We start from the raw sequence: 13,374 nt of genomic DNA, 5'->3' as shown, positions 1-13,374 counted from the left end.
CAGTTCCTGCGGGAGTTGAAAAGCCCAAAAGTTTTCCAACCCCCTCGGAACCACTGTTAAAAGCATGGGGCATAGAAAAATGCCCATGCCTTTATCTTCGCCCACGCGCAGTTACTTGTTCTGAGAGAATGAATGAATGCTTCCCAAAATTAGATAATTATGTGTAAACTTTGCGGTTTTTAACTTACGATTATACTCCTGAAATACTACAAAAATGGGAGAGGACCTGTGATTGGTAAAATGAGGATAAACGATTTGGGGTCACATATTGAAAATTGAATTTATAAATGCACGTTACATTTATTTTTTTGTATTTTTGTTAACTCTTTACGTTAATAATATTTGTATTTTTGTGGAAATTAGCTACAAGACCAAAAAACTAGAAAAACAATTAACCAGCCCACGCGAACTTGGTAGGAGTTATGGAAAATTAGCGCGTAAGATTAACCAACGTTTAAATGACCTTAAATCCGCCGAAACTCTTTCTATAATGCGTCTATTGCCAGCTGCACATTGCCATGAGTTAAGCGGAATAAATAAAGGAGAGCTTGCAGTAAATATTTCCCCAAACTATAGATTAATTTTTGAACCAAACCACGACCCATTTCCTGAAAAGGAAGACGGAGGCCTTGATTGGGAGTCCGTTACGAAAATCCAGATTAACAGGATTGAAGATTATCATTAAAATTAAGTCCACCATATAAAAGTCGACCACAGAATGAGTACCACAATTGAACAAGCAAAAGAATTCCTTTCTCCACCTGGAGATACAATACAAGAAACCATCGACATCATGGGAATGAGCCAAGCAGAGCTTGCGGAACGTATGGGCCGGCCCAAGGAAAAAGTGAATGATGTTATAAAAGGGCGAGAACCTATTAGCACTAATACCGCTTTTCAGTTAGAAAAAGTTTTAGGAATACCCGCTAGTTTTTGGTTAAATCGTGAAAAAGAGTACAGACGAGAATTGTTTGAGTTAGAAGAACAAGCTTTTTATGAAGGTTGTGTCGGATGGCTTCAAAACTTTCCCATTCCACAAATGAAAAGATTTGGATGGCTTCCTAATACACGAGAAAAGCATGAACAGGTCGTAGCTATGCTGAAATTTTTCGGTGTAGCTACTCCCGATGAATGGACTCGAATTTATGTGCATGAAGAAGTATCAGTAGCTTTTAGGGTTTCCTTAGCAAATACTCAGAATCCACATGCGGTTTCAGCATGGCTGCGTATGGGTGAGCTACAGGCTAAACAATTAAATGTTCTAGAATTTGACAAAAAGCGGTTTAGGGAAAACTTATTTGTTGTAAAAGAACTGGCCTATGAGCAGCCAGAAGATTTCGATATTCAACTGCAAAAAATTTGTGCTGCATGTGGTGTGGCTTTAGTTTATACACCTAACTTGCCTAAGGCACCTATTAGTGGGGCTACTCGATGGTTTCATAACAAACCCATTATTCAATTATCTGGAAGGTTTAAAACAGATGATCATTTTTGGTTTACATTTTTTCATGAGGCAGGGCATATAATCCTGCACGGGAAAAAGGATATTTTCCTTGAAAATCTAGAAGGCACAGAAATAGATCAAGAAAAAGAAGATGAGGCCAATACGTTCGCTGCAAAAATGTTAGTGCATCAAATGGCTTTGAAGGCAATATTGAATTCTTTTCCATTAAATGAGCAGAAAATTTTGGAAGTTGCAGATATGTTTGAAATTCCTCCAGGAGTAATCGTGGGAAGATTACAACATATGGGGTATCTTCCTTATCATGAATTCAATAACCTTAAAAGAAAAATAAATTTGTTTAACTATTGATTTCTCATATTGGCACAATTAGAAACGAAGTAACAATGGTTGGAAGTTGCCATGTTTAGGACTAAACTTCTGCTTGTGCGACTTGGCAATGTGTGTGCTTTGTGTCGGGATTCATATCTGCCCTCCAACACCTTTAAATTTGTCTACAAACGAAGAAATCTTTTGAAATACGCTTTGTTTTTTTGTCAAATACTGAGGGTTTAATGGACTCATCTTTGGCAATAATGCATTAAGCTCTGTGCCATTTTCACTGGCATATTCCCGCTTTAACGAAGCAAGAATATATCGCTTTGCTGATTCTTCATTTAGATTTTCATCTGTTATTAATTCAGTCGCCTCAGCTTGCTGTTTCCCTTGTGCATAAGTGAAGAAAGAATCAATAATGCTCGCTTTATCTTGAATAGAATCAAGTTCGGTTTCATTAATGAAATCCACCACTAAACTTTCCTTTGCTCTATTACCGATACTCGCACGAATAACTCTACGGATTTCCTCAATTAATGAGGCTTTGTCCTTAGTTTTCTTGTTGTGTTCAAAGATTAGTTCAAGAATGTAATCAAGATTTATTTCTTGTGATTTTAAAAGGTCTATTTCAAAGACAACATCATCCCAATCAATTGTTGATTCTTCGGCTTCTTTACCGCTTCTTTCTCTTCTTAGCCAATCACGAATATCATTATAAGTCGAACGATAATCTTGAATTGTACGATCAGCAGGCAATTCAATCTTTTGCATTGCTGCTATGTCTTCATCTGTTACAAAGTGCGTTTCTTTAAAATCTTCAACAGATTTTGGATCGTTCAAATCTATTGATTGCAGGGCTTTAAGGTTAGTGAACTCATCATAGTTCTGGAGTATGTTTTCTACTCGTAAGTATTCGCCAAATAGCTTTGCAAAGTCCTTTTTGTCTTTTTCGGTAGCTATCGCATCTGGGTTCGGAAACTTTTGGTTTAGCTCGTTTACCACTTCAATGTATCCTCTTCGTGCCTCTCCTGTTGCAATGTCTGTGAAGCCTTCTAAATATTCCTTGTAGCTTTTTTCTAATACTACGTTTTTGGTACTACTGTCTCCGAACAGCGTAATGGCATCAACAGTAGCTTTTTCTAAATCACGGAATGTAATTATGTTACCAAATGTTTTAGTAGCGTCATAAATTCGATTGGTACGAGAGAACGCTTGCATCAAACCATGATAACGAAGGTTCTTATCAACGAACAATGTGTTCAAAGTCGGTGCGTCAAAACCTGTGAGGAACATTCCTACTACGATAATTAGGTCAATCTCTTTGCTTTTTACTCTTTTAGCAAGGTCACGGTAATAGTTTTGAAACTCTTTGCTTTCGACGCCATAACTGGTTTTAAACATGGTGTTATAGTCGTTAATAGCTTTGGTCAAGAATTCTTTTGCGCTCTGATCCATTGCTGAAGGCTCAAACGTTTCATCAACTATCTCACCAATGGCATTTTGTTCTTCGTTGGCAGCATATGAAAAGATAGTGGCTATTCTCAAAGGCTTTTCACTGTCAATTTGCAGATTGTTCAGTTCCTCATAATAGCACTTGGCCGCATCAACACTACTAACGGCAAACATGGCATTGAAACCTGTATTGCCTCCTCTTGTTCTATGTGTTTTTTGCCTGAAATTCTGTAAGATGTATTGTGATATTTCTTTGATACGAACAGGGTGGAGCAAGGCTTTTTTGTTTTCTGCTGCACTTAATTTCTTTTCGTCAATTTCTGTTTCAATTCCTTTGAACTGAGGACGGACATCATTATAGTCTACTTTGAATTTGAGAACTTTCTCGTCTCTAATAGCATCTGTAATAACGTAGGAGTGTAATTCACGTCCAAAAACGCTTGCTGTGGTTTCAGAGCCCAAAGCATTTTGAGGGAAGATTGGTGTTCCAGTAAAGCCAAATTGAAAATACTTTTTGAACTTCTTTTGAAGATTCTTTTGAGCCTCACCAAATTGTGAACGGTGTGCTTCATCAAAGATGAATACCACCTGTTTTTGATAAATATTCAAATCACCTTCACTTTTCATCAGATTGTTCAGTTTCTGAATGGTGGTGACTATAATCTTGTTATCTTCTTTTTCAATATTTCGCTTTAAACCTGCTGTACTCTCTGAACCGTTTACACTATCAGGAGAGAAGCGCTGATACTCTTTCATGGTTTGAAAGTCCAAATCCTTGCGGTCTACTACAAAGAATACTTTGTCAATAAAATCAAGTTGGGTAGCAAGTCTTGCTGCTTTAAAACTGGTAAGGGTTTTACCCGAACCCGTAGTATGCCAAATGAAACCGCCACTTTCATTTGTTGACCATTTCTTAGCATGATACGAGCTTTCTATTTTCCATAAAATTCTTTCTGTAGCTGCTATTTGATACGGTCTCATGATAAGAAGCGTATCACTTATATCAAATACGGAATAATTGACCAATACATTTAGTAGCGTTCGCTTTTCAAAAAATGTAAGGGTAAAGTCCTTTAAATCCTTTATCAAGGAATTATCAGCTTTAGCCCAGTTCATGGTAAAGTCAAAGCTGTTTTTATCCCGTTTTACCGTGTTGGCAAAATATCGGCTGTCAGTACCGTTAGATATTACAAATACCTGCAAGTACTTAAAAAGAGAGTTTTCACTATTGAAGCTTTCTTTGCTGTAGCGATGTACTTGATTGAAAGCTTCACGAATAGCAACTCCTCGCTTTTTTAATTCGACTTGCACCATAGGCAAACCATTTACCAAAATGGTCACATCATAGCGATTGGCATGCGTTCCTTTCTGCTCGAATTGTGAGATTACCTGAACCTTATTACGAACGATGTTTTTCTTATCAAGTAAATAGATGTTTTGGATATGACCATCATCAAAAACAAAATCATAGATATAGTTATCGTGAATTTTTCTGGTCTTATCTACAATGTTGTCTCCAGGTTTATCTAGATACTCCTCAACAAAACGAGCCCACTCACCTTCTTTAAATTCCATGTCATTAAGAGCTTGCAACTGTACTCTTACATTAGACAGCATTGCTTCAAGGGTTTTTAGGTTTGTAGGGTTTTCATATCCTTGATTGACCAAGTCTTGTATAAACTCTCTCTCAAGTGCTGATTCTGTCTGATAGCTTACAGAAGCTTCATTCACCTCAGAGTACTTTGTGTATTTGTCGAGTACAATGAAATTGTTTGATTCCGCTATGGTTTTATATGCTGCCATTTTCTTTTTATACTTAAATAATTGCGGACTTGAAACCGTACATTCTTTTAACTTCTCCCACCAAAAAACTCAGTACTCTCTTGTCATTTTCTTCTATAATTGAGATTTCTGCTCCATTGTGCTTTGAATGGCTGGACAGGTTTATTATTCTGTTATAATAAGCTTGTCTCGATTCTTGAGGTAACAGTTCTTCCCAGTTGTTGAAGCCGAGAAAAGTGGAAGTCTTCTCAAATAAATTCCGCAAAAAATTGAAGTGATATTTTTGAATGTCACCCGATTCAATAACCTTTTCCAGTTCAGCTAAAAGAAAGAGATGATAAGAGAAAGGCGAGTCTTTTGGTTGCTCGACAAGTGAGAACGTACCGTCAATTAGCTTTTCTAAACGCCATTTCTTCGTTTTCTTAACTCGATTAAATTCATTGAAGAGCACATTGTAGAATAATGGATTGTGAGTAGTAATAATGAACTTTAATTCAGAAGTACTTGACTTAATTAACGTAGCAATATCTACTGCTAATTCAATTAGGTGTGAATCATCCAAGGAGCTTACTGGGTCGTCAATAAATACATATTGCAAGTAATTAAATTGATCTGTTTCTCGCTCAGCTACTTCTAAGACATTTAAAACACTAATTGTTTGCTCTAGCAAGCTGTAAAAAACACTCCAGATAAAACAGCTTTCCTCTCCTTTGGAAATCTTAACAAATTCAGAACCTGAATCATCTCCGGTTTCAAATGAGAAACGAACTTCTGAATAAGCGGGAACAATTATATCCTTATCGTACTTATCCTTAAACGTAAACTGCTCGTTAAAACTTGGTGTTAGTTTATCGTTAGTGTAGCGTTGAAAATGGGTCGATATATTTGGTTCTTGTCCTTGTTCTACAAGTATCCAACTGGTATAACCATTGGGCTGGATTTTCAACTTCCTATCTGTATCGTTATCCAAATCATTATCCCAATAAAACAGATCTTCGGTGAATGCATTATAGTAAAGCACTTTGATGCCAGATTCATCTTCTGTATCAGGGTCTTTTGGTGCTATCAATTTTTTGAATTCACGAGACAAACGTGTTTTTCCAGAACCGTTAAATGCATAGATTAACTGCATTTTTTTATCTGCATCTCTGAGTGTTTGCGCTATTTCTGGTAAGGAATCTCCCATACTATTCTTCTATATTTTCCATTGGAAATGTTAGTAACATATCTCGATAGTATTCATACTGCTGTTGTCTAAGCTCTATCTCTTTAGAAAGATTTTCACTAATTGTAGTTGTAAGCATATCAAAATTATCTAGAACAGAAACGACACGTTCTTGTTCCTTTAATAAAGGAATAGGCATTATTATTTTTGCTAAATCTTTTGCAGATACATCAGTAACTTTAGTCCCTTTAGCATATCTACTTTTCATTTTATGGAATATCAAAGTTTGTGTATAATACGCAAAATACTTTCCTGTGATAGATTTACCTGGTTTAAAAATGGTAGCATGTCCTCCAGTTACAGCCGTTTCATTTCCAAGATATACAACTGCCTTTCCTACATCCTCAAGGTTTTCACTTGTATTTGTGATGATTACGTCACCAGTATTGACCTTTTTAAGCTTTTTAGCAGTCTGAGGGGAAACAAAAGATTTGGTTTCAGATGTAAATGTTTTATAATAAGTGTAAATCTGTCCATAATGTATAGCAGGTACTCCTGTTTCTGTGAAATCAGTTTTTGGCAAGCCATTCCCACGAACTAACTCCCCAGTTTCACCCAAAGCCTTCCATTCAACTTTTTCGATTTTATTACTGAATAATTGCTCACGATAATAACTGTACTGCTGCTTACGTGCTGTAAGCTCTGTAGTAAGCTCTGAAGTAATTTCCGAAGTAAGCCTCGTAGTGATGTCCAAAACACGAACTATCTCAGTTTGGACATCCAGAGTTGGAATTGGGATTAGGAAATTTTTAAAATCCTCCTTAGTTATCGTCTTTATTATATTTCCTCGTGCTGTTTCTTTTTCTTTCTTGAATATTTTTTCAAGTTGATAAACAAAATATTTTTTATTTATTTCAATATCAAATCGTTCAAATATTGCTAAAGTTCTGTCTACATAGGAATCATATTGTGTAATAGCAACCCGACCAATACTACCCTGTAGAGTTACAATTACAGTGCCTTTTGGAACGAATACACTTTTAGGTTGAGCCAACTTGGAGATTTTCTTTTTTGTGTTTTGAACAAGTTGCATATCGGTACCAACATCTACAACTTGAACAAAAGGCATCGCACCTTCTCCGTCATACCACTCACTCTTGCCGTAAGGTTGAGGAAATGACCCTCGTCTAAATGTTGCAATTTCTCCAAGACTTTTCCACTCAAATTCAATATTTTCTAATACTTTATCTAAATAGGTCATGCCTCAATCTCCTTTATTATTGTATCAATATCTGCACGAAGCTTATTTATTTTCTCCACCGTTTTTGACACCTCATTGTTCAGCTTTACGATGTCAATTTTCTCTCGATTATCTTTAACTTCTACATAAGAGCTAACAGATAAATTATAGTCGTTTATGGCAATCTTAGTATTGTCAATCGAGGTTGCAACATGTGCCACCTCTTCTTTGCTATCAAATATATCCATGACCTTAGCAATGTGTTTATCGGTCATCACATTGTTATTGGTTACTTTCTTAAAGAAATCTTCACCACTGGCATCAATAAATTGGGTTTTATTTTCGATTTTATGTTTGGAAAGTACAAGAAGGTTTACAGCTATTGATGTTCCGTAGAAAAGATTAGGAGCTAAGGAGATAACACTTTCCACATAGTTGTTATCTACCAAGTATTTTCTAATCTTCTGTTCTGCACCACCACGGTAGAAGATACCAGGGAAACAAACAATGGCAGCCCGTCCTTTGCTAGATAAGTAACTCAGTGCATGCAGCACAAAAGCATAATCGGCTTTTGACTTAGGAGCAAGAACACCAGCAGGAGCAAAACGGTCATCATTAATCATTGTAGGGTCGGCATCACCAATCCATTTTACAGAATAGGGTGGATTAGATACAATGGCATCAAAGGGCTTTTCATCATGTAACTGTGGGTTCCTTAAAGTATCCCCTAATACAATATTAAACTTGTCGTAATTGATGTTGTGCAAAAACATATTCATACGAGCAAGATTGTATGTCGTATGGTTTACTTCTTGCCCAAAAAAACCTTCTTCAATGATATGGTTGTCAAAATGTTTTTTGGCTTGCAGAAGTAAAGATCCTGAACCTGCGGCTGGGTCATAAATTTTGTTCACGGTTGTTTGACCATGCATTGCCAATTGAGCAATGAGTTTGGAAACGTGAACAGGAGTGAAGAATTCACCGCCTGATTTTCCTGCATTGGCGGCATAATTACCAATTAGAAATTCATAAGCATCACCAAAAAGGTCAATTTGATTTTCTTCAAATTTTCCGAAATTCAACTCTTCAACACCTTTGATAACAGATGCTAATCGGCTGTTTTTGTTTTCAACGGTATTACCAAGTCGTGAACTAGTTGTATCAAAATCAGCAAACAATCCTTTGATGTCTTGCTCAGATGGATAGCCATTTGCCGAACTTTCGATAGCATCAAAAATGGCTTTTAAGTCCGTATTGAGATTTGAGTTTGTATTTGCTGTTTTGGCAACATTGACAAAAAGTTGACTTGGATAGATAAAGTAGCCTTTTGTCTTTATAGCATCGTCTTTTATTTCAGGAGTAATTACATCATCTGAAAGGCTTGGGTAATTCACGCTTTCATCACCGCCTTCAATGTAGTTGGTGAAATTTTCACTGATAAAACGGTAGAACAGTGTACCTAACACAAACTGTTTAAAATCCCATCCATCTACTGAGCCACGTACATCATTGGCTATTCTCCATATTTTTGATTGTAATTCTGCTCTTTGGTTTGTGCTTGTCATTCGTTATTTCTAAATTATTATTGACAGATGCTGGAATTCTGATTTTCTAATTCTTATGTCGTGGTAAAATAATACTTATTATAAATAGGGTAATTATTTGTTTTCATTTGTTATGTTCTGATATTAATTCATTTTTTAACCACTCAAATGCAGCTTCTTGTTCATATTCAATCTCCGGTCTCAATAAAGCCTCCATATCCCCTGTAAAGTTAGGGTCATTTTCCTTTAGTTCCATATTTAATAAAAACTCTTTTTGGCTAGGGGTTCTGCCAACCGAAAAATTCATATATTCTTTAAAGCATTTAAGAATAAGGCCATAGTCTAATTCCAGATGCGATTTAGCAAAGTCCAAATCAAATAAATCCCGGCCTTTACTACGTTGGTATAACGCGCGTAGCTTGGTGCCAAGAAGTTCATTGATGTTATAAGTTCTAATGTTTGCACGCCCTGTAAACCAATCGCTTTTCACTCCATAAGGAAACTCTACCCATGGCAGTACATTAAAATGCTCTTTGCAGTTAATTTCTAATTTGAGGCGTAACCGTATGTCTTCGTATTCCGAAGTAAATCTATAAAACGCTTTTGCTCCATGACCGCTGACTTTGGTATTTCGGGGTTCCTCAAAAAAAGTAATTACCTCCCCGATACGCTCCATAATTGGTTTGATGGGGCCTTCCTTAATTTGAACCAAATCAATATCTTCAGAATATCTAGGTGCGGGGTGGAGGTATAGTTTGTGTAATGCCGTGCCGCCTCTAAAAGCTAAATTCTCTCTAAGATAATCATCGGAAAATAACGCTACCAGGGTTCTGCTAATGACCAAATCTTGTTCTACTTGTGAAAATGATTTCCATGGGGCATGTTCTTGCCAGGCTGCTATGTAGGGTCTTGGAATCATATATCGCTCTCTAGTTTGATGTTTACATCAACTTTCCAAAAATTAGTTACGGCTCCAGCACTTTTTTTGGATGATGGGTTGAGCAAGATGGGATAATATTTTATTTTTTTGAAATATTCAGTAAGTAATTGTACTAATTCCTCATCATCGTTTTCGAATCCATCAATGAAATACCCCAATCTTTGTAAAGTGCTTTTGTGCGGATACCAGGACAATAAATCTGATAAATTGGAGTAGGTGATATTGTCCATAAGCTCTTCTAGGACAGAGAGCATTCTATTCAATCCGCCCAATTTATTTTGATAGTGAATTAGGTCCACAGCGGTCAATACTGAATCTGAAATTTTGAAAATTCCAGCATCCGATTTTTTAGTAAGGATATTTTTTTCAGGCCAATTGGTGGTAGTAAAAAAACGTATATCCAATGCCCCTTTGTTTATGTCCAATAGGGTTGGCTTTGTAGTAATTATATAATCACGCTGAATTTGCTGATGACTTGCACCATGAAATTTTGCTGCGGAGTATAAACCGATATAATAGGGCCTTTCTAAGTATTTAAATAGCTTTTCGCTATATAATTGAATCGGCAGTTTGGTCTGTTTCGAGTACCTAGGGGGGATAATGAGAAAAAATTCCCTTCTTAGCGGAATAATATCCCCTTTTTTAGTTAAGTATGATAAATCCGTTGTTAGATCCTCCTTATCTTTCTGGATCACCTCTTGGAGCTCATCCTTGGAAAAGGAGTATTCTTCAAGTGAGAGTTTTTCTTTTATGAAATCGGCGAGATACAATTATAGTAATTTTCCGAGAAAGTTAGTAATAATTACTAATTATCTCGCATTTCTACTAAAGTATTTTTAATTGAGTTGTTGAACTTCAATAATACTTCCAGACCTTTTTCTACAATATCAGTATCTAACTCTTTAAGATTGGCTAGGTAAAGGCCGGAGTCTAATAATCAGAAGTTGTTAATGAAGGGCCTGTGATGGCTATGTATTTAGCCTAAAATCTAAGATTTCAAAAATGTCTTTTAGTTTATAAAATTCCACCGTTTTTCACTTTTGCACTATTTTCATGTAACATGAAAAAGCGAAATAATTGAAAAGTGAACGTTAAGATAAAAGCAATTATAAGTAATATTCAAATGAAACTAGGAAAATTTGCGCCAACACAAAAGAACGTGCGCAAATCTTAAATTGGTATGAAAAACATGTGCAATTGCCATTAATTACTTTATGCAATCGTCGGCTTTAAATTGAACTGGCCTTAAACCGCCATATCTAAAGTATCAACAAGGTAGAGTCTATTTTTGGCTAACCCTACACCAAAGCGGAAAGGGATATCAATGAATTGGATTCGGGAAAAGCTAAATGGGAGATAAGGATATCCAAGTCCCTGCGGAAGTTGTAAAACTTCTGGATTTTTCAATCTCCTCAGGACCGCTGATAAAAACATGGCCCTATTACTTCGAAATTACTGAAATTAGATTGTTAAATAATTTATACTGAAGGATAATTCATGTATTAAATATAAAATTGAATCTTAATGAATGATAAATCATTCACAAGTTGGCATGCAAATCGTGATTGGCTAATGACATCTGTTTCAACACCTTTTTGTTTGAGGCAATTGGTAAAACTATGCCGGGCAACAGAATTGCTTGCATTTTCAGGTTACAGTGATATGGACTTGAAAATAGCTTGAAGAGATTTTAGTAAAATTGTCCGTGTTCATTCATTTTGACTGTTCATTGTCCATGAACATTATAAAAAAATGAACGGTTATGATGGAATATCGCAAAAAGGATTTCATTTATGAAGTTATTTCAATGCTATTTTTTTCTATTAATTGTTCGCTTTGAAAAGTTAGTGAGTATTTGCATTAGTAAGTTGCTTATTGTAAAAACATAGGATATTTTGCATTAACATTATTCTTATTGCAAATTTTCGCGATATTTTGCAATAGTAAAAAGTACCTGCATCCAATCATTTTAGCTTGTCTTTTCGCTAAACTATTTGTTTTGGACTATAACAACACCTCAAGCGCCTTATCCACAATCTCAGTATCCAGTTCTTTTAGATAGGCTTGTGTAACCGCTAAATTCTGATGTCCCAATGATTCACTAATGACATCGGTAGCCACACCTTTCTGCTTGAGGCAATTGGCAAAACTATGTCGGGCTACATAACTGCTGACATTTTTCGTGATATTACATAGTTTGGCGATCTCTTTGAGCTCCTTATTGTAAATACCGAGCATTTTATGTTTCCTATCAGCAAGTTGGGTGGGGGTATAGTCTTCGCGAAACAATAAGGGGAATACATATTTGTTGCCATAGCCGTGAACTCGATAATAGTCCAAAATTTTCCGAACTGGGGGCATAATGGCTATGGAGAAGTTTCCTTTGGTCTTCGCTCTAGTGTAATAGATGACGTTAGCCTCAACATCTTTCCATTCCAAGCACATCATATCGGCAAAATTCATTCCTCTGGTATAGAAGCTAAAAACAAAATAGTTCTTACAATCTATTAAGTGCGGATGGTCTGACAAATCTAAATTGATGATGCGCATAATCTCTTCAAAATCCAAAGCACGTTTAAATCCTTTACCTCTTAAGTTTGATATTTTATAGGTTTTAAAGGGATATAAGCTTTCTTTTATTACACCCCGCTCTATGGCTTTGTTAAACAATGCCCTTATAGCCCTCATTTTTACACCAACGCCACCATCTGTACCACCACGGGACCTAAGAAAGGCATCGTATTTACTTAAAAATGCGGGGTTTACCTCTCTAAAATTTAACTTCTTCATTTTATGAAAAATTTGAACCGAGGTTTTGGCATCTTTGTAGGATTTTGCATTGCCTATGCGTCCAGCAAAGGTCATTTCCTGAATAATCTCATCAAAAAAAGCGAAAACATCATTGCTTACTGGGTTAAATGTAACTCTATATCTAGAATCAAATTCCTGTATACTGTAATCGGGATTTTCGATTTCTAAATCAGTTATAATTTGGTAAGCTCTTTCTTTGAACTTTACAAGTAGTCTGTTGAATTGAACATGGTTAGGATTTCTTTTATTGAAACTTCCTGTGGAATCTATCCATTCATCCAATTTTGCATTGAACGGTGTTTTGTAGTGCCTACATTGCCTTTCTTTTGTTACCCGCAAACAGACGGGATAGGTTCCATCCGATAACAATTTTTTCTTGAGAACGATTTTAAGTGTAATCATATTTTATATATTTGGGGACAACATTTAAACTAATAAACCCTTATATATCCCGTTGCATATGATAGAATTGGGGACAACATAGGGACAACAAATGGGTTATTAAATATAAAAATTGTATTTCTAAATACAAAACAAATTTTCATAAAACATTGATAATCAATACATAAGTAGCTAAATGGCACTACATGAAAACACGTCTTTAGCGCCTGTTAATCAGAGGGTCCTTGGTTCGAGCCCAAGAGGGGGAGCTTTTTATAGAAA

At 36.0% G+C, this 13,374-nt stretch carries 9 protein-coding genes; 2 read left to right on the top strand and 7 right to left on the bottom strand.

The annotated features are described in order from the left end of the window. Positions 1-268: 268 nt before the first annotated feature. Together AAC026_RS19265 and AAC026_RS19260 are read left to right on the top strand one after the other, a co-directional pair. The gene (locus tag AAC026_RS19265) at positions 269-685 is read left to right on the top strand and encodes a hypothetical protein (protein ID WP_339701583.1); all 417 of its coding nucleotides are present in this window, start codon (positions 269-271) and stop codon (positions 683-685) included. 33 nt (positions 686-718) lie between these two features. After that, positions 719-1,813: an ImmA/IrrE family metallo-endopeptidase gene (locus tag AAC026_RS19260; RefSeq protein ID WP_339701581.1), complete on the top strand. Its 1,095-nt coding sequence runs from the start codon at positions 719-721 to the stop codon at positions 1,811-1,813. Positions 1,814-1,924: 111 nt separating this feature from the next. On the opposite strand, the gene AAC026_RS19255 is transcribed toward AAC026_RS19260, so the two are convergent. From AAC026_RS19255 to AAC026_RS19225, 7 genes are all read right to left on the bottom strand, one after another. After that, positions 1,925-5,032: a type I restriction endonuclease subunit R gene (locus tag AAC026_RS19255; protein ID WP_339701578.1), complete on the bottom strand. Its 3,108-nt coding sequence runs from the start codon at positions 5,030-5,032 to the stop codon at positions 1,925-1,927. Positions 5,033-5,045: 13 nt separating this feature from the next. Next, positions 5,046-6,197 carry an AAA family ATPase gene (locus AAC026_RS19250; protein ID WP_339701575.1) on the bottom strand — a complete coding sequence of 384 codons (1,152 nt, stop codon included), beginning with the start codon at positions 6,195-6,197 and terminating at the stop codon, positions 5,046-5,048. A 1-nt stretch (position 6,198) separates the two neighbouring features. Next, a complete protein-coding gene (locus AAC026_RS19245; protein WP_339701572.1) occupies positions 6,199-7,437 on the bottom strand; it encodes a restriction endonuclease subunit S in 1,239 nt (412 codons plus the stop codon). After that, positions 7,434-8,981, bottom strand: coding sequence for a type I restriction-modification system subunit M (locus AAC026_RS19240; RefSeq protein ID WP_339701569.1), 1,548 nt, complete (start codon positions 8,979-8,981; stop codon positions 7,434-7,436). Before AAC026_RS19240 ends, AAC026_RS19245 begins: the two co-directional genes overlap by 4 nt. A gap of 103 nt (positions 8,982-9,084) precedes the next feature. Continuing rightward, positions 9,085-9,879, bottom strand: coding sequence for a nucleotidyl transferase AbiEii/AbiGii toxin family protein (locus tag AAC026_RS19235; RefSeq protein WP_339701566.1), 795 nt, complete (start codon positions 9,877-9,879; stop codon positions 9,085-9,087). Further along, on the bottom strand, positions 9,876-10,670 hold the full coding sequence (locus tag AAC026_RS19230; RefSeq protein WP_339701563.1) for a type IV toxin-antitoxin system AbiEi family antitoxin: 795 nt from the start codon (positions 10,668-10,670) through the stop codon (positions 9,876-9,878). Before AAC026_RS19230 ends, AAC026_RS19235 begins: the two co-directional genes overlap by 4 nt. Before the next feature lie 1,234 nt (positions 10,671-11,904). After that, a complete protein-coding gene (locus AAC026_RS19225; protein WP_031441912.1) occupies positions 11,905-13,113 on the bottom strand; it encodes a site-specific integrase in 1,209 nt (402 codons plus the stop codon). Between the last annotated feature and the right edge of the window lie 261 nt (positions 13,114-13,374).

Source organism: uncultured Roseivirga sp. (genome assembly GCF_963973945.1).
Lineage (GTDB): Bacteria > Bacteroidota > Bacteroidia > Cytophagales > Cyclobacteriaceae > Roseivirga.
Note: the sequence above shows the minus strand (reverse complement) of the source record. Positions and strands in the feature narration are given on the sequence as shown.